The following is a 23,702-nucleotide window of genomic DNA, read 5'->3' as shown; positions in this document are numbered from 1 at the left end:
TTCCGTCAATGCAAGCAATGAGATCAGCACAGCATTTTTCACAGATACGCCATGTTAGCATATTAAAAACCTTACAGGAGAGCGGGTTATGACTTATCAACATATTCTGGTTGCGGTTGATTTATCTGAAGACAGTCAAGTTTTGGTGACAAAAGGCGCGGCGCTGGCACGGACGCTCAACGCCAAGTTATCGCTGATCCATATCGATACCAACTATGCCGAGCTGTACACCGGCCTGATTGATATCAACATGGCCGAAGCACAATACCGGATGGCCGATCATGCTCAGGAGCAGCTGGAAGCACTGGCCAAACAGGCAGAATATCCGGTCACGCATACTTATGTGGGCAGCGGTGATCTGAGTGATGAAATCTGCAATACCATCAAAGAGTCAGATATTGATCTGATGATTTGCGGCCATCATCAGGATTTCTGGAGCAAAATTCTCTCCTCGACCAAACAGCTGATCAATCATACCCCGGTTGACCTGCTCATGGTCCCTCTGCACTAATTTCACTGGCCCGGCGCCCCTCGCGCCGCGGGCGATCTCGATTGGGCGGGTTGCTGTGACACCCGCCCAGCTTCTTCACAGCAGACCAGCCTGCCATTGGCTGCGAGCCGATTTCAGTTACAATACGCCCAAATTTCAAAGGATGTACGCAATGGGATATTTAACTGCGATAACGCTGCTGTGGGCGTTTTCCTTCAGCCTGATTGGGGTCTATCTGGCCGGACAGGTCGATGCCTGGTTCTCAGTTCTGACCCGGGTGACACTGGCAGCACTGGTCTTTCTGCCTTTTCTGCGCCGTCAGCACCTGACCGGGAAACTGGCGCTGAAACTGATGGTCATCGGCGCATTTCAGCTCGGCATCATGTACTGCTTTTACTATCAGTCGTTCCTGTACCTGTCGGTTCCGGAAGTCTTACTGTTTACTATTTTCACCCCGATTTACGTCACCCTGATTTACGATCTGCTGCAACGCCGTTTTTCGGCCTGGTATCTGGTCACCGCGGCCATCGCGGTGCTGGGTGCGGCTGTGATCAAGTTTGAAGGGATCAACGAAAACTTCATTCTCGGCTTTTTTATCGTTCAGGGCGCGAATCTGTGTTTTGCCATTGGCCAGGTCGGCTACAAGGTGATCATGGAAAAAGAGCAGGCTGATCTGCCGCAACATACCGTCTTTGCTCTGTTTTATATCGGCGCAGTCTGCGTCGCTCTGCCGATGTTCCTGCTGTTCGGGAACATGGACAAGCTGCCGACCACCAACACCCAGTGGAGCATTCTTGTGTATCTGGGCATTGTGGCGTCCGGTCTGGGCTACTTCATCTGGAACAAAGGCGCGACGCTGGTCAATGCCGGAGCACTGGCCATTATGAACAATGCGCTGGTACCGGCAGGCTTGATTGTGAATCTGGTGATCTGGAACCGGGATGTTGACTATCCGCGCCTGATCATCGGCGGTGCCATTATCCTGTTGTCTTTGTGGGTTAATGAAACCTGGGTGAAGCGCCGCGTCGCAGCCGCGCACGCCTGACCTTCCCCATTCCACCCCGCCGCCAGCGGTGCGGATGAAAAGCAATCATCAAAAAGCCCCTGCGATCCGACGATCACAGGGGCTTTTTTCGGGTTCAATCCGTCGATTCAGATAAAGGCGTACGCGTCGGCAAACATCCGCTCGCGATCGGCACCTTTTTCCGCTGTGAACTGCTCGCGGGCAGCACCAGCCATCTCAAACCGGCCGCAGATATAAATATCGTAAGCAGACAGGCTGACAAAATCATCACAGACCGCTTCCAGCACATTTCCCACCTTCCCCTGCCAGTCTGCCGGTGCAGATTCCACCACCGGGACATAGGTCAGGTTTGCATGCTGTGCTGCCAGCGCAACCAGCTCATCATGGGCATACAGCTGACAATCATCACGACCGCCCCAGTACACAAAGATGGGCTGGGTCATGCCTCGGCTCAGACAGTTATCCAGCAAGCTGCGAACATAAGAGAATCCGGTGCCACCGGCAATCAGCAGCAGCGGCTTGGCGCTGTCTTCACGCAGCCACGCGTCGCCCATCGGTGCTTCCACCTCAAACGGCTTGCCTTCCGCCATCGCCAGCCGCATCGCTTCGACAACTTCCATCGCAAACGGATTGTGGTCCGCAGCACCGATGTGCAGTTCGAGTTCATTGCCACGGCAAGGGCTGCTGGCAATCGAGAACGGACGCTTGTCTTTTTCGCCCATCACCGCCAGCAGGTACTGACCGGCTTTATAATCAACCTGCGCTGTTGGCTTCAGCAGGATGCGGTAGGTATTGCACGCCAGCGACTCGACTGACTTCACTTCACATTGAATCGACATTCTGTTCCTCTATTCTAAAAGCAGTACCAAATCGCTGCGGGCCATCGCCAGACAAGGAAAAATCCATCCGGCAGCCTGTTCTTTTTCCGTCAGCATCGGTGCGAGCTGGTACGCCACCTCACCCGACAGTTTGCGGCACAGGCAAGTGGCGCACGCGCCAACCTGACAACGGTGTGGAAAAGCCACCCCAGCCCGGCGTGCTGCACGCAACAGGGTTTCATCTTCCCTGACAAAAAAGGTCAATTCTTGTGGCAGCAGCCTGATCTGATACATCGTGTTGATTTGACGTCAGTTATTCAGAATTCCCAGCTCATCCCAGATGGCATCCACTCTGGCGACGACCTCGGGATCTTTGATAATCGGGGTGCCCCACTCGCGCTGCGTTTCGCCTTCCCACTTATTGGTTGCATCCAGACCCATTTTCGAGCCCAGCCCAACCACAGGGGAGGCAAAATCCAGCGAATCGATCGGCGTATTTTCGATCATCACGGTATCGCGCGCCGGATCCATCCGGGTAGTAATTGCCCAGATCACATCATTCCAGTCCCGGGCGTTCACATCGTCATCACAGACGATCACAAACTTGGTATACATGAACTGGCGCAGGAAAGACCAGACGCCCATCATGACCCGCTTTGCATGGCCCGGATACTGCTTCTTCATCGTCACAACGGCCATACGATAGGAGCATCCTTCCGGTGGCAGATAGAAGTCGACGATTTCCGGGAACTGCTTTTGCAGGATCGGGACAAACACTTCATTCAGCGCCACACCCAGCACCGCGGGTTCATCCGGCGGGCGGCCAGTATAGGTGCTGTGATAAATCGGGTCTTTCCGCATGGTCACATGCGTGACCGTGAACACATGATGGCGCTCAACTTCGTTGTAATACCCGGTATGATCGCCATATGGACCTTCATCGGCGTACTCGTTGGGATCAATATAGCCTTCCAGCACGATTTCTGCGCTGGCCGGCACTTCCAGATCATTGCTGATACTCTTAACGACCTCGGTCTTACTGCCCCGCAGCAACCCTGCAAACGCATATTCAGACAAGGTATCCGGCACGGGCGTCACTGCCCCCAGAATCGTGGCCGGATCTGCGCCAAAAGCGACAGACACCGGAAATTTTTCGCCCGGATGCGCCTGCATAAATTCCCGCATATCCAGCGCCCCCCCCCGGTGAGCCAGCCAGCGCATAATCACTTTGTTCTTGCTGATTTTCTGCTGGCGGTAAATCCCGAGATTCTGGCGCTTTTTCTCCGGACCTCGCGTGACCGTCAGGCCCCAGGTCAGCAGCGGCGCCACATCCCCCGGCCAGCAGCTCATCACGGGAATTTTATCGAGGTCAACCTCATCCCCTTCCCAGACAATCTGCTGGCAGGGCGCTTTACTCAGCCGCTTGGCCGGCATGTTCAGGACCTGCTTGAAGACCGGCAGTTTATCGATCGCGTCGCGGAAACCTTTCGGCGGCTCCGGTTCTTTGAGATAGGCCAGTAACTTACCGACTTCCCGCAGCTCCAGCACATCTTCCCGGCCCATGCCCATCGCCACCCGCTCGGTCGTGCCAAACAGGTTTGCCAGCACAGGCATATCGTAACCCACCGGATTTTCAAACAGCAAAGCCGGACCACCGGCCCGCAGGGTCCGGTCGCAGATTTCCGTCATTTCATATCGGGGATCGACTGGCTGCTTGATGCGCTTGAGTTGCCCACGCTCTTCCAGGTAGGCAATGAAGTCGCGCAGATCATTGAATTTCATTCCTGCACCCTATCTGTTGACTCGCTCGGACCCGCACAGGGCCGAGATGAAAATAGGACACATTATATACTTATCACTATCAAGATGCTTGTTTCGTGGGAATTTATTGGCGACCTCGCGGGCCGCCATGACCGATCACAGGGAAGAGGAAAGCGCCGTTTCCAGATTGCGCTTGAGCGTGTAGCTCTTGGTGCCGGCGGCGAGCTTCATCAGCCAGCTGCTGTGCCCTTCGCTCACCAGATGTCCGGCCACCATTTCTCCGTCCTCAGGCTCTGACAGCTTGGCTAACAGAAACACTTCCACCTGAGCGGGCAGCGGCTTGAGGGTCGCCAAGGCCTGATAAGCCTGCGCTTTCAGCGACGGATTACGGGTGGCTTCAATCAGCTGATTCACGGCGAGCTGATCCGGCAGCAGATCAGTCAGGCGATTCAACTCCGCACGACTGTATTGATCGGTCCGGCGGCGCCAGAGTTGCTGATAGAGTGCTTCATCGCCGGTGCTTTCGGCCAATTGCGCCAGTAAGCCGTTATTCGGCAGCCAGAGGAGCTGTTTATCCGACAGAAACTGATTAGCAAGATAGCGTTGTCCCTGTTCGGATACCGCCGGAAGCTGGGCCAGCGCAATATCCCGACGGACTCGCTGCACGTTCCGTTCGCCAGCGAGCCAGTCGCTCAGCACCAGTTCACCCGCGTCCGCCTGACGGACGAATGCCGCCGCCAGCTGTTCGCGCTGCCAGTGCTGCAAAAGTTGTCGGGCCTGAGGGCCGTAATTGAAGGCCGAACGCGTCACCCGATAACCATCGCCCTGCTCGGTCAGGGTGAATCGGGGTTTGCGAGTCACTAAGGTCTCCAGCCAGGTGACCTTGGTTTCGTCCAGCTGATCCAGTGTTTGTGCGTATTCAACCAATCCAGCTCGCAGTGCTTCCTGCGCCAGCACCGGAAAGTCCGCCAGTTGTCGGTTAAGCTGGTCGATCTCACTGTCACGATACAGTGATTTCAGTGAATTGAGTGCCGGAACAACGTCTGAGGTCACCTGCTGAAATTCCTGCTGGCTGAGTTCATCAGCCCGCAAGGGCCAGGCAAGCAACAGCATCCACAACCCGATCCACATGCCCCATCCATGTCGCATGTTCTTGTCCTTATTTTATTTGGTTGTCGATTCCATTCGTGTATTCAACCTCCACCTTCCTGGCCAGATGCTGAATACACGGGCGCTTATTTATTCTCAGGGGGAATGAATCCATCCCTATTGAGTAGTTCCTCGAATATTATTAGCAATAAAAAAACGCCACACAAGGTGGCGTTTGAATGAAGTGTGACATGAAGCCAGAGTTATCAGGACTTCTGACGACGCATCGCGTCGAAGAACTCATCATTGGTCTTGGTCATCGACAGCTTATCAATCAAAAATTCCATGCTGTCGGTTTCTGACATCGGATGAACAATCTTGCGCAGAATCCACATCTTCTGCAGCTCGTCCGGCTTGGCCAGCAGCTCTTCACGACGAGTACCCGAGCGGTTGAAATCAATCGCAGGGAATACACGTTTCTCGGCAATCTTACGAGACAGGTGCAATTCCATGTTACCTGTCCCTTTAAATTCTTCGTAGATCACTTCGTCCATCTTCGAACCGGTATCGACCAGCGCGGTTGCGATGATGGTCAGGCTACCGCCTTCTTCAACATTCCGTGCCGCACCGAAGAAACGCTTCGGACGGTGCAGGGCGTTGGCATCGACACCACCGGTCAGTACTTTACCGGAAGATGGCACCACGGTGTTGTAGGCACGCGCCAGACGTGTAATCGAGTCCAGCAGGATCACCACATCTTTCTTGTGCTCAACCAGGCGCTTGGCTTTCTCGATGACCATTTCAGCCACCTGAACGTGACGGGATGCCGGCTCATCAAAAGTCGAGGCAACGACCTCACCTTTCACCAGACGCTGCATCTCGGTCACTTCTTCCGGACGCTCGTCAATCAGCAGCACCATCAGCTCACACTCTGGATGGTTATAAGCAATGCTCTGGGCAATGTTCTGCAGCAACATGGTTTTACCCGCTTTCGGCGGTGCCACGATCAGACCACGCTGACCTTTACCAATCGGTGAGGCCAGATCCAGAACACGTGCAGTGATGTCTTCAGTAGAGCCGTTACCGCGTTCCATACGCATGCGGTCGTTTGCATGCAGCGGTGTCAGGTTTTCGAACAGGATCTTGTTGCGGGCGTTGTCAGGTTTGTCGTGGTTTACTTCGTTGACTTTCAGCAGGGCGAAATAGCGTTCACCGTCTTTGGGTGGCCGGATTTTACCTGAAATGGTATCACCGGTACGCAGGTTGAAGCGGCGAATCTGGCTTGGCGAGACATAAATGTCATCCGGGCCGGCCAGGTAAGAGCTGTCTGCGCTGCGCAAAAAGCCGAAGCCGTCTTGCAGAATTTCCAGAACCCCATCGCCGAATATATCCTCACCACTTTTGGCGTGCTGCTTGAGAATTGCGAAGATGATGTCCTGTTTTCTCAAACGCGCTAGGTTTTCGAGTCCCAAGCTTTCGCCGAGCGCAACCAACTTGGAAATAGGCTGGTTCTTCAGTTCTGTAAGATTCATAGTGGTGGGTTTCTTGTCAGTCAAATTAGGGGTTCTATGGTTAATTGATAATTGAGAAAAGCTTTGACCAATGGGGCTGGTCAAGAAATGAACTGTCGTATAATTAACGTGCAATAACTTAGCACTAAAGCGGGCGGCCGTCTAGTACGCTGAAATGACACCGCGCACAATGAGGCATTGTACGCGGTCCAGGTCTCAATTCTGCCAATTACAGGTTGGCGTCTAGAAACTCTTTCAGTTGCGTCTTGGACAGTGCGCCCACTTTGGTCGCTGCCACTGCGCCGTCCTTGAACAGCAGCAGGGTCGGAATACCGCGGATACCAAACTTTGGTGGTGTTGTCGCATTGTGATCAATGTTCAACTTACCAATCGTCAGTTTACCTGCGTACTCATCTGCGATTTCGTCAAGAATTGGCGCGATCATTTTACATGGTCCGCACCACTCAGCCCAAAAATCGACTAAAACTGGGCCTGCAGCATTAATCACATCGTTATCAAAACTTGCGTCTGTCAGCTGCACAATCTTGTCGCTCATCTTCCACTCCAATGGTTGATTTTCAACGCTGATTCTATTTTAACCAGCAAATCGATGCCCTATTTGAATTGAATACGTTTCGTATTGCAACCCTAAGCTGATATTCTATACGAATGAAGACGACTCACATCACAGAGCAGAAATTTGCCGATCTGGGGCTACACCCTCAGGTTTTACAAGGGCTGGAAGACAAAGGGTTCCATTGTTGTACCCCGATCCAGGCCCTGGCATTGCCGGTAGTGCTCTCCGGCCGTGATATTGCTGGTCAGGCGCAGACAGGGACTGGCAAGACCCTGGCCTTCCTGACGGCCACCTTTAACCATTTAATGCTGACACCAGCATCTGAGGAGCGAAAAACCAATCAGCCCCGTGCAATCATTATGGCACCTACACGGGAACTGGCAATTCAGATTTACAATGATGCAGCCCCTCTGCTCAAAAGTACAGGGCTGACCGCAGGCCTGGCTTATGGCGGCGAAGCGTACGAGAAACAGAAGCAGCATCTGGAAAAAGGCGTCGATATTCTGATCGGTACCTGCGGCCGGATCATCGATTTCTACAAGCAGCGAGTGATTGATCTGAAAGGTATTCAGGTCGTGGTGCTTGATGAAGCAGACCGGATGTTTGACCTGGGCTTTATCAAAGACATTCGTTTCCTGTTCCGTCAGATGCCAACGCCAAAAGCGCGTCTGAACATGCTGTTCTCTGCAACCCTGTCTTACCGGGTAAAAGAACTGGCATTCGAACACATGAACACGCCGGAAAACGTTGTGGTTGAACCGGATCAGAAAACCGGTCACCGCATTCAGGAAGAGCTGTTCTATCCGTCTAACCAAGACAAAATGTCCCTGTTGCAGACGCTGATTGAAGAAGACTGGCCGGATCGTGCCATCATTTTTGCCAACACCAAGCACAGCTGTGAAAACATCTGGGCACATCTGGAAGCCGATAACCATCGTGTTGGACTGCTGACCGGTGACGTGCCGCAAAAGAAACGCGTGCGCATTCTGGAACAGTTCACCCAGGGTGAAGTCGACATTCTGGTTGCAACAGATGTCGCTGCACGGGGTCTGCATATTCCTCAGGTGACCCACGTCTTTAACTACGATCTGCCTGACGATGCGGAAGATTACGTGCACCGGATTGGCCGGACCGGCCGTGCGGGCGCCTTCGGCAATTCCATCAGCTTTGCCTGTGAAGTCTATTCGCACAATCTGCCAGCCATCGAAACGTATATCGAGCATGCTATTCCACGTTCGAGTTACGACCCGAGTGCACTGCTGGACGATTTGCCGCCGCCGGTCAAAGTACAGCGCTCACCTCGCCAGAACGGCGGACGTCGCAGTAACAGCGGCTCCCGTCAGGGTCAGGGACAAGGACAGGGTCGTCAGCGTAACCGCCGTCGTGCCCCACAGAAAACGCAGTAACTGAAGAAGACGCCATGGAAAGTTGTGTCGTATCTCCGCTGTATGCAGCCATTGATTTGGGCTCCAACAGTTTCCACATGTGGATCGTGCGCGAAGTCGCAGGCAGCGTGCATACGCTGGCTAAGATCAAGCGGAAAGTCCGGCTCGCGGCTGGCCTGAACAGCCAGAATGTTCTGAGTCAGGAAGCCATGCAGCGCGGCTGGGAATGTCTGGCCATGTTCGCCGAACGTCTGCAGGATATCCCGGCCGAACGGATCCGGATTGTGGGGACAGCAGCCCTGAGAACCGCAGTCAATGCGGACGACTTTCTTTCCAGAGCGATGGATATCCTCAACCACCCGATTGAAATCATTCCGGGGGAAGAGGAAGCACGAATCATCTATCAGGGGGTTGCCCATACCTCCGGTGGCCTGGGGAAACGTCTGGTCGTTGATATCGGCGGTGCCAGTACCGAAGTGATTATCGGGGAAGGCTTTGATGCCCGGGCGCTGACCAGCCTGCAAATCGGCTGTGTCACCTGGCTGGAAGGCTATTTCAAAGACCGCCACCTAAGCGCAGAAAACTTCAGCTCTGCCATTCAGGCAGCCAAAGATGCCATTGCCCCGATTGCCGAGCCGTATTGCGATCTGGGCTGGGATCACTGTGTCGGTGCCAGCGGCACGGTTCAGGCCCTGCAGGAAATTATGCTTGCCCAGGGCATGGATGAGCTGATCACCTTGGCCAAACTCAAACGGCTGCAACGTCAGGCCATGCAGTATGAACGGCTGGAAGATCTCGATATCGAAGGGCTGACGCTGGAACGGGCACTGGTATTCCCCAGCGGCCTGTCGATTCTGATCGCCCTGTTCGAAACGCTGGGCATTCAGACTATGACCCTGGCCGGTGGTGCGCTGCGTGAAGGCATGGTGTACGACATGATGAGCCAGCAGATGTGTCAGGACGATGTCCGTTGCCGGACACTGAACAGCCTGCAGGTTCGCTACCAGATCGACACGCATCACGCGGTGACAGTGGCGGAAACTGCACTGGCATTACTGGATGACTGCCAACCTGCGTGGCAATCAGATATTCAGGCCCGCTCGCTGCTTCAGGCCAGTGCGCTGTTGCATGAAATTGGCACCGGGATTGGCTTCAAGCAAAGTGGTGACCATGCCGCCTATCTGATCCAGCATCTGGATCTGCCCGGCTTTACCCGGGCCCAGAAGCATCTGCTGGGTGAAGTGCTGCGCCGCTACCGCGACAACCTGACCAGCCTGCCGGAACAACATGCCATGCCTGCGATTCAAGCGGTCCACATCCTGCGTCTGCTGCGTCTGGCCGTGATTTTGTGCCATCGCCGCGACAGTCAGCATCAGCCTCCGGCACATCTGACCGTAGACGACAATCAGCTCACGCTGGTTGTCCCTCAGGCCTGGCTGGCGGCCAATCCGCTCACCAATGCAGAATTACAGCAAGAAGCCCATCGTCAGACCGATCTGGGCTGGCCGCTGCAAATCAGCGAAGCAAGCTGATCGGATTGACTGTTATCCCCATGAAAAAAGGCTCCTTTGCAGGAGCCTTTTCTGTTTCGTTACCTTGTGAACCGCTTAACCTGTGATGCCACTGTGACGCAGCAGGGCGTCAATCTTCGGCTCACGGCCCCGGAAGCGTTTGAACAGCGCCATCGGTTCCTCACTGCCACCACGTTCCAGAATACAGTTCAGGAAATCAGCGCCGGTTTGCGGATTGAAAATCCCTTCTTCTTCGAAGCGCGAATAAGCATCTGAAGACAAGACTTCCGCCCACAGATAGCTGTAATAACCTGCGCTGTAACCCCCCGCAAAGATGTGGCTGAAGCTGTTCGGGAAGCGGCCCCATTCCGGGCTCGGCACCACGGACACCTGACGCTTGATACTTGCCAGCGTATCCAGAACCTGTGCCCCGACTTCAGGGTCATAGTTGGTGTAGAGGCTGAAGTCGAACAAACCAAACTCCAGCTGACGCAGCATCCCCATGGCCGACTGGAAGTTCTTAGCCGCCAGCATTTTCTCCAGCAGCTCAGACGGCAACGGCTCACCGGTTTCGAAATGACCGGAAATGAAGGCCAGTGCTTCTTCTTCCCAGCACCAGTTTTCCAGGAACTGACTTGGCAGTTCCACCGCATCCCAAGGCACACCATTGATACCGGAAACGGCAGACTCTTCCACCTGCGTCAGCATATGGTGAATACCATGGCCTGTTTCGTGGAACAGCGTCACCACTTCGTCATGCGTAAACAGCGCGGGTTTGTTACCGACCGGTTTATTGAAATTGCAGGTCAGATACGCGACCGGATGTTGCAGGCTGCCGTCCTGACGAACACGGCGGACAATGCACTCATCCATCCAGGCACCGCCGCGCTTGTGCTCGCGGGCATAGAGATCCAGATAGAAACTGCCGCGCAGCTCGCCATTGGCATCGAAAATATCGTAGAAACGGACACTCGGATCCCAGACATCCACGCCTTCACGCTCAGTCACTGTCATACCGAAGACACGCTTGAGTACTTCAAACAGTCCGGACACCACTTTCTGCTCCGGGAAGTAAGGGCGCAGTTGCTCATCTGAGATGCTGTAGCGGTGCTGTTTCAGTTTTTCAGCGTAATAGGCAATGTCCCAGGGTTCCAGATCATCCGCACCAAATTCCTCACGGGCAAAGGCACGCAATTCAGCGACCTCTTTCTCACCCTGCGGCTTAGCCCGGGCGGCCAGATCATTCAGGAAACCCAGCACCTGATCGGTTGATTCCGCCATTTTGGTGGCCAGCGATTTTTCACTGTAAGTATTAAAACCAAGCAGACGCGCCAGCTCATGGGTCAGTTTGAGTTTTTCCGCGATGATTTCGCTGTTGTCCCATTTGCCCGCATTCGGTCCCCGGTCGGATGCGCGGGTCACAAAGGCTTCATACATCTCGCGGCGCAACTCGCGGTTGTCGCAGTAAGTCACCACCGGCAGGTAAGACGGAATTTCCAGCGTCAGCAGGTAGCCGGTTTCCCCTTTGGCTTCGGCTGCTGCAGCTGCCGCCTGAAGTGCAGACTCCGGCATCCCGGACAGCGCACTGTCGTCTGTCACCAGCTTGCTCCAGCCCATGGTGGCATCGAGCACATTGTTGCTGAAGGTCGACGATAACTCAGACAGACGCTTGCTGATTTCTCCATAGCGGTGCTGCTCTGCCGCAGGCAGGCCAATCCCGGAGAGTTCAAATTCTTTCAGCGCATCCGTGATGGATTTTTGCTTCGCTGGAGACAATGCAGCAAAGTCTTCACTCTGGCGAATGCTTTTATAGGCTTCGTACAAGCCTTTGTGCTGGCCCAGCCAGGTGCTGTAATCCGACAGCATCGGCAGGCAGCTTTCATAAGCTTCACGCAGTTCAGGGCTGTTCTTCACCCCATTCAGGTGGCTCACCGGCGACCAGATGCGGCCCAGCCGGTCATCGACTTCGGCCAGTGGTGCACAAATGCTGTCCCAGCTTGGCGCCTCTCCGCTGGCCAGGACTTCCTCGACTTTGTTCCGGCAATCCTGAATCGCCTGCTCGACGGCAGGAAAAATGTGTTCGGGTTTGAGTTGCGAAAACGGCGGCAAGTCCGTCATGGTCAGAAATGGGTTCGACATGGGGCATCCTTTATTTATCTGTTTCCTGACTAAGTGTGTCTTCTTCAGGACAATTTCAATCCTTTTCCGGATTAAGTTTAGCGGCAACTTCAGGTCTGCTGCTACAACCCGCTGGATATTCCCGCTTTTTGCGCCATAATAACCTCTTTTTCAACACCGCAGAGTTCCCCATGCTCAGTTACCGCCACAGTTTTCATGCTGGCAATCATGCCGACGTGCTCAAGCATATCGTTCAGAGTCTGATTCTGGATGCACTCAAACAGAAGGAAAAACCTTTTGTTTATCACGACACCCATTCCGGCGTCGGCCGCTACGATTTGCAGGACGAGCGCAGCGAAAAAACCGGTGAGTTCCTGCAAGGGATCGCCCGGGTATGGCAACGTGACGATCTGCCTGAAGCGCTGGCATCTTATCTTGACGCCATCCGCGTGCTGAATGCCGGCGACACCCTGCGCTATTATCCGGGCTCGCCGAAAGTTGCCCGCGCTCAGATCCGCGAACAGGACCGCATGGTGCTCTCTGAGCTGCATCCGACCGATTTCCCGCTGCTGCTGCAGGAATTCCGGGGCGATCGTCAGGTCCGCATTTATAAAGAGGACGGTTTTGCCCGCCTCAAGGCCAGTCTGCCGCCGAAAGAACGCCGCGGGCTGGTGCTGATCGACCCGCCTTATGAGCTCAAGCACGAATACATGGATGTGGTGGATGCCATCGAAGAAAGCGTTCATCGCTGGGCCACCGGCACTTATGCGATCTGGTACCCTGTAGTGTATCGCAGCAACATCGACGCCATGCTGGCCGGACTGGAAGATCTCGGCATCCGCAAAATTCTGCAAATCGAGCTCGGTGTGGAGCCCGATACCGAAGAACGTGGCATGACCGCTTCCGGCATGATCGTGATTAACCCGCCATGGAAACTGGAAAGCCAGATGGCGACCCTGCTGCCGTGGCTGCAGTCTGTGATTGCTCCTACCCGTGGTCACACCACGCTACGCTGGGTGGTGCCGGAATAATCCGTCACCCGCCGATGATCCGGTGCCGAATCTAAACTGGCAGGCACCGGATGGTTGTCCCCTTTGCTTCTTCCCCCGCCAGATCACAACCCGTTCCACCACATCAACGTCCGTTTCCCCGAACCTAGCATCTGAAGGCGACTTAGGTATACACTGTCGTCCAGCTAAGATTTCACAGCATAGAGAGAAAAGTCATGGCAACGCATTTTGATTACATCTGTATTGGTGGCGGCAGCGGCGGGATTGCCTCAGCAAACCGTGCCGCAATGTACGGCGCAAAAGTCGCGCTGATTGAAGCCAAAGCCCTGGGCGGAACTTGTGTCAACGTCGGTTGTGTACCGAAAAAAGTGATGTGGCACGGCGCTCAGATTGCAGAAGCCATGCATCTGTATGCTAAAGATTACGGCTTCGACGTGGACGTGAAAAACTTCAACTGGTCGACCCTGGTTGAAAGCCGTGAAGCCTACATCGGCCGTATTCATCAGGCTTACGACAATGTTTTAGGCAAAAATAAAATCGAAGTCATTCATGGTTTCGCGAAGTTTGTCGACGCCAAAACCGTTGAAGTGAATGGCCAGCACTACACCGCCGATCACATTCTGATCGCCGTGGGTGGCGAGCCGACGATTCCGGACATTCCGGGCGCAGCTCACGGCATCGACTCGAACGGTTTCTTCGAGCTGACCGAACAGCCAAAGCGCACTGCCGTGATCGGCGCCGGTTACATCGCAGTCGAGATTGCCGGCGTGCTGAACGCCCTGGGAACCGACACCCACCTGTTCGTACGTAAAGAGTCGCCGCTGCGCAGCTTCGATCCGCTGATCGTCGAGACGCTGGTTGACGTCATGAACACCGAAGGCCCGACGCTGCACACACATTCGGTGCCAAAAGAAGTGGTGAAAGAAGCCGACGGCAGCATCACCCTGCATTTCGAAAATGGCGAGTCTCACAACACCGATCTGCTGATCTGGGCGATTGGCCGCCATCCGGTGACACACAAGATCAATCTGGAAGCGACCGGCGTTGCGACCACAGAGAAAGGCTACATCAAGGTCGATGAATACCAGCAGACCAACGTCCCGGGTATTTACTGCGTGGGCGACATCATGGACGGCGGCATTGAGCTGACGCCTGTAGCCGTCAAAGCGGGCCGTCAGCTGTCTGAGCGCCTGTTCAACAACAAGCCAGAAGCCAAAATGGACTACAAACTGGTGCCAACCGTGGTCTTCAGCCACCCGCCAATCGGCACCATCGGCCTGACCGAGCCCGAAGCCATTGCTCAGTACGGCGAAGACAACGTGAAAGTGTACCAGTCTGGCTTTACAGCCATGTACACCGCCGTCACCAGCCACCGCCAGCCCTGTAAGATGAAGCTGGTCTGTGCCGGTCCGGAAGAAACTGTGGTCGGCCTGCACGGCATCGGCTTCACCGTAGACGAAATGATCCAGGGCTTCGGCGTTGCCATGAAGATGGGCGCCACCAAAGCCGACTTCGACAGCGTAGTTGCCATCCACCCAACCGGCTCGGAAGAGTTTGTGACTATGCGTTAATTCGCCAGATCACTTCCAGCGAGTCACCACACTGATCATAGAAAGCTATATACCCTTGGGGTGTATAGCTTTTTTTATGGGGCTGAGCTCCTCACTCTCCGCCGCCCTTGTCTGGTTCGCGGCTGTCCCAATTGCACCCAAAACTGTCTGATCTGAAGAAGACGGGGGCCGCGGCGTCCGGCATGCTGAGATGTATTCATTCCCTACCCGTTCCGGTGATTTCAACCATGCAAAACACTCTGATGAAAAGGCCACGACGCCTGAGAACCAATGCACTGATCCGCCAGCTGGTCCGCGAAAACACCCTTTCTGTCCGCGATCTGATCCAGCCGGTGTTTATTGAAGAAAACATCACATCGCCGAAAGAGATAGCCGCGCTGCCGGGGATTCAGCGCATCCCGGAATCAGCCATCCGGCAGGAAATTGAGGCGCTGTATGCGCAGGGGATTCGCTATGTCATGCCGTTTGGCATCTCCCACAACAAAGATCACTGCGGCAGCGATACCTGGGATCCGGATGGCCTGCTCTGCCGGATGATCCGGCAAATCAAAGACGCACAACCCGAGATGATTGTGATCCCGGATATCTGTTTCTGCGAGTACACCACCCACGGGCATTGTGGTGTGGTTGAAGATCAGGATGTCCACAACGATCAGACCGTCGACAATCTTGTCAAACAGTGCATTGCTGCAGCCCAAGCTGGTGCCGATATGCTGGCACCTTCGGCCATGATGGATGGTCAGATCGGCGCGATTCGCCGCGGACTGGATGAAGCCGGATTCACGCAGGTCGGCATTCTTGCACATGCCATTAAGTTTGCGTCGGCATTTTATGGCCCGTTTCGCAGTGCGGTCGAATGTACCCTGCATGGCACCCGGGAGACCTATCAGGCTGATCCGTGCAATGGCCGTCAAGCGCTGATCGAAGCGCGGCTGGATGAGGAAGAAGGCGCTGATATCTTAATGGTCAAGCCGGGCACACCTTATCTGGATGTCCTCAAAAACCTCAGAGAGCACACCGACTTACCGCTGGCTGCCTATCAGGTGAGCGGCGAATACGCCATGCTCAAGAACGCAGCCCAGGCCGGGTTGCTCGATGAGAAACAAGCGGTGCTGGAAACCATGCTGGGCTTCAAACGTGCCGGCGCAAGCATGATTGTGACCTATTTCGCCGACCAAATTGCGCAATGGCTGAATGAATCAGCATCAGTGAACTGAACAGCGCCACACCCGGCTTACCACGGGGGTCATCACGGAGAAGCCGGGGAAACCGCCTCCTTCACAAAGCGCTTCGGGGACACGCCCATGATCTGCTTGAATATTTTTGAATAAGCTGACTGCGTGCTGTACCCGAAGTCCTGTGCAACGCGGCTCAACGGCTTCCCATGCAGAACATCCGGCAAGGAACGGTAGATGCGTAGTGACTGACGGAAGACCACAAAAGTCATACTCAGTTCAGCCTGAAACAACCGGGCCAGAGTCCGAGGTGAAGCCCCCACCTGCGCCGCCCACGCCTGCAGAGACTGCGAACTGGCCGGATTGTCCGACAGACAACAACAGACGCGTCGCAGCCGCTCATCTTTGATGCCACAGAGATCCAAACGATGAAACCGAAAATCGGTCGCTATTTGGGTGGACTTTAAAGGGATTGCATGCGTGACAGTTCCGCTGATACAGCCTGTTGCATTCAGGATGATATTTTTCCGGATCAGAAAATGGTGCAACCGGCCCGCTGCGTCCCGGATGAGATAACAGAGGGTATACTGCCTGCCTCGCATCACATCATCCTCATACATCTGAAAAACAGACGCAGCCTGGTGCCAGGGCATGTCATCATCCGTCAGGCCAACCAGCTCCGAATGATGTTTTCTCCCCGACAGTCGCAGATGAACAGGGTTGCTGGCCACAATCTGATGGCGCTGATTCTTGACCACTAAGCAACCTTCCGGGAACGGAATCATGGGATGGTCGATAAAATATTCAATATCCATGTCAGCTCGAGTGGATAGAAACAGAAACATTATGCAACAAATTCCAATTCGCGGGTATCATGATCCAGTCTTTCATTCGGCAAATGAACGGGAACGGGCGTTTCTGCCCGAATCGACGGCGTCAGAGACCACCGGCATCCAAGCTGCCTCGCGTTCCCCGTGACCGGACCGCCACAACCCATTACAATCATCAAATCACTTTTTCTGTTGATCTATCAGGTGTCTGCATGGCCCATCAACTCGATACGCTGGATTTGAATCTCATGCGCTTGCTCAAAGCCGTGGTTGAGCACAAGAGTATTAAAGTCGCCGCCATGCAGTTGGGGATCTCTCAGCCCAGTGCCAGCCGGGGAATTGCACGTTTAAAAACGACGCTGAATGATCCGCTGTTTGTCCGGAAGCCCCACGGGGTAGAACCTTCCCCGATGGCGTTGCGGCTGGCGGAGGAGTTCGACAACATTCTGGCGCCGATCGAAAAAGTGCTGAAAGAATTTGAGGACTTCAGTGCAGCCGAGTATGACGGCCATTTATCACTGGTGGTGGATCCATACCTGCTGGATGAACAGGGCCAGCAACTATTGCGGATCTGCCATCAGTCGTTCCCGAAGGCGACCTTTACCTTTTCGAACTGGAACAGTTACAGCCAGGATGAAATGCTGGATGGGCAGCACGACTACTGCATGCTGGATCAGGAAACCGAGCTACCCAAAGATCTCTATATGCGGCCGCTCTTTACCGAAAAGCGAATGATTGTGGCACGGAAGAACCACCCGACTTTGTCGCAACATCAAGATGTGAATGACTGGGAGACGGTCTCGCAGTTGCCGATCATTTCCCTGCCGGCACCGGCCTCATACAACCCGCTGTGCACCGTCGAGTCGGAATATCAGCGCATGGGTTACCAGCCGCGGGTATTGCTGAAAACGTATAACCTGCGCTTGGCAGCCCAAATGCTGCTGGATACGGATGCCATTATGTATGCCAGCACGAGTACCATCCGGCTGTTTCCGGCGCTGGCCGCCTACCCGATGCCAGCCGTCAACCGCGAATTCAGTGATTTTGTGATTTCCGGCGGTTTTGTCCAGTCCAACCGTAATCATCCGCTCCACCAGCATTTACATCGAGTCATAAAGAAATGTTTTCAAGCGGGACCCGTCAAAGTTGAGTGATATTCATAATTGAATATCTCATATACCTGTCCCCCGTTCTGGCCAACGGCTAATCTTGCCTGGTATTGCAAAGCATTGCCCGTTATCTCGGTCTGAAACTTCAACGGGTCTCAATTCGCTGTGTGGCCTGGCAATCCTTTGCTATCCATTAATGTTCATTCATTGGCAGGTATAGCATGTTTATTGCACGAATCTTTCTGCTGTTGGCCATCACCTCTGAAGTGGCCGGCACCAGCACCATGAATCTGATCGGAGAGGAAAATTCACTTTGGGGATACGGCGTGATGTATCTCCTGATCACGGTGTCTTATTACTTTCTGTCACAAGCCGCGAAGAAAATCGCCATCGGTGTGGCCTATGCGGTCTGGGAAGGACTCGGCATTGCACTGATCACGCTGGTTTCGCTGTTTGTCTTTGACGCTGATCTGAGTCTGCAGGAACTGCTGGGCCTGGGGCTGGCAGTCGTGGGGATTGTGATGGTGACATTGGGTGAGTCGCGGCCGGAGCAAGATCAGGAGACATCTTCTGCTAGTTGTGCGTCGGCCTCCGGGAGTCTGTCATGAATCAGTTTTTTACCTTATCGTTTGGTTTTGTGCTGCTGGCGGCCATCGTCGATATTGCGGCAAATATGGCCCTGACCCGCTCAGACGGATTCAAGCACCGACTCTGGGGCGCCACATCAATTGTGCTGGTTCTGACGGCATTTACTTTACTGGTTCAGGCGATCAAAGAGATTGATTTGGCGGTGGCTTATGCTTCATGGGGCGCGATTGGCATCCTGGGCACAGCCATCGGCGGCTCCGTATTGTTCAAGCAACGGCTGACCCCACTGGGCTGGGCAGGCATCTTCGTCGTGATTGCCGCCGTGGTGGTGATGAAAACGGCCTGATCGCCGTCCAGTGCTGCGACGCAAAACATCAAAACCGCTTAAACGAAAAAAACCCGCCGATCGTCTGGCGGGTTTTTCTATCAGGCTTCGGGCTACTTTACATAGTAAAGGCGAACTGCAGCGCACCGCCGTAGTTATTGTCCTGACCATATTGCAGCGCCAGATCAACCGCCACCACACCGAACGGGCTCAGACCCAAACCAGCACTGACCGTGTCTTCCGCAGAATCGGTCAGACTCAGGCTATAACCGGCACGCAGCTGAATCCAATCCCAACCGTTCAGTTCCATCCCCAAGCGGGCATACTGAGTCGCCAGATCAAACTCTTTGAAATATTTCTGTTCGTTCAGATCCACATCCGCAGCGGCAGTAAACCAGCTGTTTTCATAGGCAACGCCCAGAGTGTATTTCGGCTCAACCAGTAAGGTTTTGCTGGTAAATTTACCCGCCAGACCCGTCGGAGATTCCGGCGTGTTGGTTTCCAGTTCTTGTTTGAACAGGTTCCGGCCACTGAAACCAACTGTTACTGATGGCATTGGCTGATACGCCAGACCGAAGTCCAGGTTAAATGCCGTGTCATCACGGTACTCATCTTCAAAGCTAAAGTCGCTGTCATCAAACTGACTGACCGTGTTTTGGAAACTGACCGCAATCAGCTGCTGAATTTTTGGTGACAGGCCGACAGAAACGGTCTGCTCAGGTAAAGATACCGTTGGAATCGCAAATGATTTCCCCATTGCCAGACCCACATCCACAATACCGCCACCGATGCCCAGCACATCGGACTGCAGGTTATCCAGATCCGGTGGATGACTGCCATCAACACCCGCCAGATCAGCCGGGTCAATATTCGCTTTCGCCAGACTGACAATCTGCGCCTGTGTAAACAGGTTCATGCTCAGATAACGGTTCGGCACCGCGACTGCAGCGCCAACACTCAGGTCTGCTTTCAGCTTGCCTTCGTCCAGCGCCATCAGCGCTGCTTTCCACTGATTCACCAAGGCGTCAGAAACCGGTGCACCACCACTATTGTTAATCGCCGCTTCCAGTTGATCATTCACATCCTGAAAGTCATCCACTTTCTGATTCAGGTCGTCCGGATCGTGAAGGCTGACACCTACCGCAGGAAGCAGCACACCAAAATCATCGTTTTTATCATAATGGGCAACCAGTGCCGGATTATAAAAGCTGGCTGTCAGGTAGCTGGCAGAAGCCACCCCAGTGCCACCCATGGCGACACTTCTGGCATCCGCACCATTCACAGCAGCCTGAGTAGAAATAGAACTCACGGACAATGCCGCCGCCACCGCGAGTGAGAGTCCCTGCAATTGTATTTTCATCATTTTTTGTAATTACTTGCTATGAGTTTGTCAAAAAAGTATTAAAGCAGGGGTCATTATATAAGCGAAAATCGGCTAAACAATGACAAAATCCGTAACGGTGACATCCTGCCCAAATCCGGCTTCAGGGGGTCATACCACCACAGAATGTAATTCAAGATCTATCTTTGTTAAACGTGAGTTACTTATCATAACCTCTAATTTACAATGAATAATTAGATGATTCTTTCAGCAAAGTATTCCATTGCAGTGATAAAAAATGTAACCTTTCAGCGATAATATGAATAATAACTGCATGTTTATTCTGGACCTATTCATTCGGTTCGGATAAAAATACGTTGTATCAGTTACTTAAAGGTCAATCATGTCAGAACAAGTGATAACTGGCGCAAAAAAGCGTAAAGCGCCCTGGCTCATGTTTATTCTTCCTTCCCTGCTGGGTGTGCTGCTGTTTATGGCGCCAATCAGCGTGAACGGCGAGATCACCATCCCAATCGCACTGATGGCAAAAGCCATTCAGAGTCTGTTTGAAGGCGGCCTGACCGCGATTGTTACCACAGTCATTACGCTGACTGCACTGTGCTCAGTGCTGGTGCGTCTGACCAACCCCCGTTTCGTTGAACGTAAACCCTTTATTGCCAATCTGTTCAAACCAAGCCTGCCTTGGTTCATCGTTCAAGTCCTGGGTGCCATCTTTGCGAACCTGACTTTCTTCGAAGTCGGTCCGGCGGCAATTTATAATGGCAATACGGGCGGTCTGGTTCTGAACGATCTGCTACCCGTTCTCTTTGCTGTGTTCCTGTGTGCAGGCTTCTTCCTGCCCCTGCTGACAAACTTTGGTTTGCTTGAATTCTTTGGCGCGATGCTGACGAAAATCATGCGTCCGCTGTTCAGACTGCCGGGCCGTTCTGCGATCGACTGTATGGCTTCCTGGCTGGCGGATGGCAGTGTGGGCGTGCTGCTGACCAGCAAACAATATGAAGAAGGCTTTTACACCAAGCGTGAAGCTGCCGTAATTGGTACCACCTTCTCTGCCGTTTCGATCACCTTCAGTCTGGTGGTTCTGGCACAGGTGAAACTGGAGCACATGTTCCTGCCGTTTTACGCCACCGTGTGTCTGGCAGGCATTGCGGCGGCGATCATTGTGCCGCGTCTGCCGCCACTGAGCCGTAAGCGTGACGAATATGTTTGCGGCACACCGCTCGAAAAAGATATGGACGCCCTGCCAAACGGTCACACCGTGATGAGCTATGGTCTGGAAAAAGCCTTTGAGCGTGCCGGTAAAGTGACCAGCCTGCGGAAAGTCGTCAATGACGGCGTGAAAGCAGCCATTGATATGGTCTTCGGTGTTCTGCCTGTGGTCATGGCCATCGGTACGCTGGCCCTGATTGTGGCGGAGTACACCCCCGTCTTTAACTGGCTGGGCATGCCGTTCATCCCGCTGCTGGAACTGTTACAGATCCCGGAAGCAACAGAAGCATCGAAAACGATCGTGGTTGGCTTTGCTGACATGTTCCTGCCAGCGATTCTGGCCGGCGACATTCAGAGCGACCTGACCCGCTTTGTGATTGCGGCGTTGTCTGTCACTCAGCTGATTTACATGTCTGAAATCGGTGCCCTGCTGCTGGGCAGTAAGATCCCGGTGAAAGCCTGGGAACTGTTTATGATTTTCATTCTGCGTACGCTGGTGACCCTGCCGGTGATCGCACTGATTGCGCATCTGATTTTCTAATCACGGCCAATCCAACCCCATCAAAAAAAGCGGCTGAAACAGCCGCTTTTTTCTTTTCCGAGACTCAGTTACTGCTGCGCTGGTCCAAAGGAAACCACCAGATTCATGTCGGCACTGACAGGCCCCAGCGTAAAGCTGCCCGGCGCACCCAGTTGCTGACGGACACCGTCCAGTTCAATGTACGCCACCTGATAGCCAGCCTCCGGCGTCAGGGTGTACACCTGGCTTTGGCCTTCGGCAATCATGCTGGTGCCCGTTGGACTGACGGTCCCGAAGTAGCGGATCGTCGAGGTATCACACAGGCCTTTATCCTGCCATGGGCCCCAGGTTGACGCGCCGGGTTCTTCCCCTTTGGTCCACCAGGACGCTTCCCAGACGTTTCCGTTGTGCGATACCCGGCTGCCGCCAGTATATTCATTGGTCGCACTCCAGGCCGGTTCGGTGCAGCTGCCGCCATCCACGGGATGACCCACGACAGAAGCACTCAAACGGAAATACTGCGGCCCCTGTGTATCCAGCGCCACCGGGTTTTTCATCCAGTCAATCAGCTGGTCGTAACGCACAATACGGACTTCCGGCTTGCTCAGTGCATAATCCAGGAACTCTTCCAGCACTTCACGGCGCATGGGCGCATCAGCACTTTTGAGATCGTGGAACATATCGGTGTGCGCACCCAGCATCATGGGCGAACGGTTCCCGGCCAGACGCTGATCCAGCGTGTACTTCATCGTTGCCAGCAACTCAGCCTTGTTGAACTTATAGGTGTAGAACAAGTTGTAGTCGAAACCCGTGATTTTGCCGTTCTCTTTGTTGAACCAGTTTGCCGCCGCTGCTGCTTTATCACGCAGAGAGTAGTTAATCCCGTACTGTGGCGCCGTAGCATCATCCGGCACGATAAACGGATAGACAGGAATTTCCCAGAATCCCGGATACGTGCTGATCGGCTCTGAGTTCCCCCAGGAGACGAGCGTATCATTGCCCGGGCTGCCGAAGTCCAGCGTATACGGCCAGTAGTGATCGCCGCCGAACTGATCTGCCTGGAAGCCTTCCTGAATACTGACGTCATAAGTGATCCCGGCGCTGATCATGGCTTTGAAAGTGTTGTCATTAAATTCCAGGAAAGGTGCACGGAAGCCAGTGATCTCCGACGCAGGAATCCCGATGCCCTTGGTCGGATCCGGAGAATGAGTCACTTCATTCGGATCAAAAGGCTGCGTCAGGAACTTGTTACAATCATCAATCTCTTTGAACCAGTCGGCTTCGCTGCGCTGACGACCGCCTTCGGCATGGGTGACGGTATGGTTACCAATCTCATGACCATCCATGTAAGCCTCACGCCATGCTTTCTTCACCCAAACCGGGGATTCCGCCAGCCAGCTGGATGCGTACACACAGGTCTGGAAAAAAGTGACCCGGGTCGGCGCGCCATCAAAGGTCAGCGGATTTCCCGTCCCGGCCGGATTGGTACGGTTCTTGAGCATATCAATCGCCCATTTCATCCCGCCGGCACCTCGGCCGACCTCCGGATAACCCGAATACCCGTTATCATCAAAACCAAATGACACAAACATCGGGACTTCACTCGGCAGTAAACCACCGGGAGGCATCGTAGAGGGTGCCAGCTGATCAGCAGCCTGCACATTGGCGGTCATCGCCAGCGCGGAAAACACCGCACCGGTCAACAATTTGTTCATAACAAATCCTTTTCTGTCTGATTG

The 23,702-nt window shown here is 54.0% G+C and carries 21 protein-coding genes; 11 read left to right on the top strand and 10 right to left on the bottom strand.

Going from position 1 to position 23,702, the window contains the following annotated elements; translation table 11 throughout:
* Positions 1-88: 88 nt before the first annotated feature.
* Together Q4579_RS14535 and Q4579_RS14530 are read left to right on the top strand one after the other, a co-directional pair.
* Positions 89-511 carry a universal stress protein gene (locus Q4579_RS14535; RefSeq protein ID WP_303565225.1) on the top strand — a complete coding sequence of 141 codons (423 nt, stop codon included), beginning with the start codon at positions 89-91 and terminating at the stop codon, positions 509-511.
* A gap of 151 nt (positions 512-662) precedes the next feature.
* A complete protein-coding gene (locus tag Q4579_RS14530) occupies positions 663-1,535 on the top strand; it encodes a carboxylate/amino acid/amine transporter (RefSeq protein WP_211646781.1) in 873 nt (290 codons plus the stop codon).
* 107 nt (positions 1,536-1,642) lie between these two features.
* Here the strand turns inward: Q4579_RS14530 and fre are convergent, their stop codons facing one another.
* From fre to trxA, 6 genes are all read right to left on the bottom strand, one after another.
* A complete protein-coding gene (gene fre, locus Q4579_RS14525) occupies positions 1,643-2,353 on the bottom strand; it encodes an NAD(P)H-flavin reductase (RefSeq protein ID WP_303565224.1) in 711 nt (236 codons plus the stop codon).
* A gap of 9 nt (positions 2,354-2,362) precedes the next feature.
* Entirely contained in the window at positions 2,363-2,626 is a 264-nt protein-coding gene (locus tag Q4579_RS14520) for a 2Fe-2S iron-sulfur cluster-binding protein (RefSeq protein ID WP_303565223.1), read from the bottom strand.
* 15 nt (positions 2,627-2,641) lie between these two features.
* On the bottom strand, positions 2,642-4,114 hold the full coding sequence (gene ubiD / locus Q4579_RS14515; RefSeq protein WP_211646778.1) for a 4-hydroxy-3-polyprenylbenzoate decarboxylase: 1,473 nt from the start codon (positions 4,112-4,114) through the stop codon (positions 2,642-2,644).
* Between the two features lie 135 nt (positions 4,115-4,249).
* Entirely contained in the window at positions 4,250-5,242 is a 993-nt protein-coding gene (locus Q4579_RS14510; RefSeq protein WP_303565221.1) for a hypothetical protein, read from the bottom strand.
* Positions 5,243-5,448: 206 nt separating this feature from the next.
* Positions 5,449-6,714, bottom strand: a complete 1,266-nt coding sequence (gene rho, locus Q4579_RS14505; RefSeq protein ID WP_211646776.1) for a transcription termination factor Rho — start codon at positions 6,712-6,714, stop codon at positions 5,449-5,451.
* Between the two features lie 208 nt (positions 6,715-6,922).
* Positions 6,923-7,249 (bottom strand): thioredoxin TrxA, encoded by a 327-nt coding sequence (trxA, locus tag Q4579_RS14500; RefSeq protein WP_211646775.1) that lies wholly within the window; start codon positions 7,247-7,249, stop codon positions 6,923-6,925.
* A 113-nt stretch (positions 7,250-7,362) separates the two neighbouring features.
* Between trxA and rhlB the strand changes: the two genes are divergently transcribed.
* Together rhlB and gppA are read left to right on the top strand one after the other, a co-directional pair.
* The gene (gene rhlB, locus Q4579_RS14495) at positions 7,363-8,676 is read left to right on the top strand and encodes an ATP-dependent RNA helicase RhlB (RefSeq protein WP_303565218.1); all 1,314 of its coding nucleotides are present in this window, start codon (positions 7,363-7,365) and stop codon (positions 8,674-8,676) included.
* 14 nt (positions 8,677-8,690) lie between these two features.
* A complete protein-coding gene (gene gppA, locus Q4579_RS14490) occupies positions 8,691-10,187 on the top strand; it encodes a guanosine-5'-triphosphate,3'-diphosphate diphosphatase (protein WP_303565217.1) in 1,497 nt (498 codons plus the stop codon).
* A gap of 75 nt (positions 10,188-10,262) precedes the next feature.
* Here gppA and prlC read toward each other — a convergent pair whose 3' ends face one another.
* Positions 10,263-12,305, bottom strand: coding sequence for an oligopeptidase A (prlC, locus tag Q4579_RS14485; protein WP_303565216.1), 2,043 nt, complete (start codon positions 12,303-12,305; stop codon positions 10,263-10,265).
* Between the two features lie 170 nt (positions 12,306-12,475).
* On the opposite strand from prlC, the gene Q4579_RS14480 reads away from it, so the two are divergent.
* The 3 genes from Q4579_RS14480 to hemB all read left to right on the top strand — a co-directional run bounded on the left by Q4579_RS14480 (position 12,476) and on the right by hemB (position 16,082).
* Entirely contained in the window at positions 12,476-13,315 is an 840-nt protein-coding gene (locus Q4579_RS14480; RefSeq protein ID WP_303565290.1) for a 23S rRNA (adenine(2030)-N(6))-methyltransferase RlmJ, read from the top strand.
* A gap of 194 nt (positions 13,316-13,509) precedes the next feature.
* On the top strand, positions 13,510-14,865 hold the full coding sequence (gorA, locus tag Q4579_RS14475) for a glutathione-disulfide reductase (protein ID WP_303565214.1): 1,356 nt from the start codon (positions 13,510-13,512) through the stop codon (positions 14,863-14,865).
* 242 nt (positions 14,866-15,107) lie between these two features.
* The gene (hemB, locus tag Q4579_RS14470) at positions 15,108-16,082 is read left to right on the top strand and encodes a porphobilinogen synthase (RefSeq protein ID WP_368501993.1); all 975 of its coding nucleotides are present in this window, start codon (positions 15,108-15,110) and stop codon (positions 16,080-16,082) included.
* Positions 16,083-16,114: 32 nt separating this feature from the next.
* On the opposite strand, the gene Q4579_RS14465 is transcribed toward hemB, so the two are convergent.
* A complete protein-coding gene (locus Q4579_RS14465) occupies positions 16,115-16,855 on the bottom strand; it encodes an AraC family transcriptional regulator (protein WP_303565210.1) in 741 nt (246 codons plus the stop codon).
* A 227-nt stretch (positions 16,856-17,082) separates the two neighbouring features.
* On the opposite strand from Q4579_RS14465, the gene Q4579_RS14460 reads away from it, so the two are divergent.
* The 3 genes from Q4579_RS14460 (at position 17,083) to Q4579_RS14450 (ending at position 18,913) form a co-directional block, all read left to right on the top strand.
* Positions 17,083-18,024, top strand: a complete 942-nt coding sequence (locus Q4579_RS14460) for a LysR family transcriptional regulator (RefSeq protein WP_303565208.1) — start codon at positions 17,083-17,085, stop codon at positions 18,022-18,024.
* 176 nt (positions 18,025-18,200) lie between these two features.
* Entirely contained in the window at positions 18,201-18,587 is a 387-nt protein-coding gene (locus Q4579_RS14455) for an SMR family transporter (protein ID WP_303565206.1), read from the top strand.
* Complete coding sequence (locus Q4579_RS14450) at positions 18,584-18,913, top strand: SMR family transporter (RefSeq protein WP_303565205.1); 330 nt, start codon at positions 18,584-18,586, stop codon at positions 18,911-18,913. Before Q4579_RS14455 ends, Q4579_RS14450 begins: the two co-directional genes overlap by 4 nt.
* A 97-nt stretch (positions 18,914-19,010) precedes the next feature.
* Here Q4579_RS14450 and traF read toward each other — a convergent pair whose 3' ends face one another.
* Positions 19,011-20,255: a conjugal transfer protein TraF gene (gene traF / locus Q4579_RS14445; RefSeq protein WP_303565203.1), complete on the bottom strand. Its 1,245-nt coding sequence runs from the start codon at positions 20,253-20,255 to the stop codon at positions 19,011-19,013.
* 361 nt (positions 20,256-20,616) lie between these two features.
* On the opposite strand from traF, the gene Q4579_RS14440 reads away from it, so the two are divergent.
* The gene (locus tag Q4579_RS14440) at positions 20,617-21,984 is read left to right on the top strand and encodes a YjiH family protein (RefSeq protein WP_303565202.1); all 1,368 of its coding nucleotides are present in this window, start codon (positions 20,617-20,619) and stop codon (positions 21,982-21,984) included.
* A gap of 68 nt (positions 21,985-22,052) precedes the next feature.
* Here Q4579_RS14440 and Q4579_RS14435 read toward each other — a convergent pair whose 3' ends face one another.
* Positions 22,053-23,678: a polysaccharide deacetylase family protein gene (locus Q4579_RS14435; RefSeq protein WP_303565200.1), complete on the bottom strand. Its 1,626-nt coding sequence runs from the start codon at positions 23,676-23,678 to the stop codon at positions 22,053-22,055.
* Between the last annotated feature and the right edge of the window lie 24 nt (positions 23,679-23,702).

The sequence above is a fragment of the Photobacterium sp. 1_MG-2023 genome (genome assembly GCF_030547945.1).
Lineage (GTDB): Bacteria > Pseudomonadota > Gammaproteobacteria > Enterobacterales > Vibrionaceae > Photobacterium.
The sequence above is the reverse complement of the archived record's forward strand: the minus strand, read 5'-3'. Positions and strand labels throughout refer to the sequence as shown.

Bases quoted from the DNA above. Each gene is read 5' to 3' on its own strand.
- Q4579_RS14530 (WP_211646781.1), top strand. From the start codon at position 663: ATGGGATATTTAACTGCGATAACGCTGCTGTGGGCGTTTTCCTTCAGC.
- Q4579_RS14510 (WP_303565221.1), bottom strand. From the start codon at position 5,242: ATGCGACATGGATGGGGCATGTGGATCGGGTTGTGGATGCTGTTGCTT.
- Q4579_RS14465 (WP_303565210.1), bottom strand. From the start codon at position 16,855: ATGGATATTGAATATTTTATCGACCATCCCATGATTCCGTTCCCGGAA.
- Q4579_RS14535 (WP_303565225.1), top strand. From the start codon at position 89: ATGACTTATCAACATATTCTGGTTGCGGTTGATTTATCTGAAGACAGT.
- Q4579_RS14480 (WP_303565290.1), top strand. From the start codon at position 12,476: ATGCTCAGTTACCGCCACAGTTTTCATGCTGGCAATCATGCCGACGTG.
- Q4579_RS14440 (WP_303565202.1), top strand. From the start codon at position 20,617: ATGTCAGAACAAGTGATAACTGGCGCAAAAAAGCGTAAAGCGCCCTGG.
- rhlB (WP_303565218.1), top strand. From the start codon at position 7,363: ATGAAGACGACTCACATCACAGAGCAGAAATTTGCCGATCTGGGGCTA.
- gorA (WP_303565214.1), top strand. From the start codon at position 13,510: ATGGCAACGCATTTTGATTACATCTGTATTGGTGGCGGCAGCGGCGGG.
- Q4579_RS14450 (WP_303565205.1), top strand. From the start codon at position 18,584: ATGAATCAGTTTTTTACCTTATCGTTTGGTTTTGTGCTGCTGGCGGCC.
- gppA (WP_303565217.1), top strand. From the start codon at position 8,691: ATGGAAAGTTGTGTCGTATCTCCGCTGTATGCAGCCATTGATTTGGGC.
- Q4579_RS14460 (WP_303565208.1), top strand. From the start codon at position 17,083: ATGGCCCATCAACTCGATACGCTGGATTTGAATCTCATGCGCTTGCTC.
- rho (WP_211646776.1), bottom strand. From the start codon at position 6,714: ATGAATCTTACAGAACTGAAGAACCAGCCTATTTCCAAGTTGGTTGCG.
- prlC (WP_303565216.1), bottom strand. From the start codon at position 12,305: ATGTCGAACCCATTTCTGACCATGACGGACTTGCCGCCGTTTTCGCAA.
- hemB (WP_368501993.1), top strand. From the start codon at position 15,108: ATGAAAAGGCCACGACGCCTGAGAACCAATGCACTGATCCGCCAGCTG.
- ubiD (WP_211646778.1), bottom strand. From the start codon at position 4,114: ATGAAATTCAATGATCTGCGCGACTTCATTGCCTACCTGGAAGAGCGT.
- fre (WP_303565224.1), bottom strand. From the start codon at position 2,353: ATGTCGATTCAATGTGAAGTGAAGTCAGTCGAGTCGCTGGCGTGCAAT.
- Q4579_RS14520 (WP_303565223.1), bottom strand. From the start codon at position 2,626: ATGTATCAGATCAGGCTGCTGCCACAAGAATTGACCTTTTTTGTCAGG.
- trxA (WP_211646775.1), bottom strand. From the start codon at position 7,249: ATGAGCGACAAGATTGTGCAGCTGACAGACGCAAGTTTTGATAACGAT.
- Q4579_RS14435 (WP_303565200.1), bottom strand. From the start codon at position 23,678: ATGAACAAATTGTTGACCGGTGCGGTGTTTTCCGCGCTGGCGATGACC.
- Q4579_RS14455 (WP_303565206.1), top strand. From the start codon at position 18,201: ATGTTTATTGCACGAATCTTTCTGCTGTTGGCCATCACCTCTGAAGTG.
- traF (WP_303565203.1), bottom strand. From the start codon at position 20,255: ATGATGAAAATACAATTGCAGGGACTCTCACTCGCGGTGGCGGCGGCA.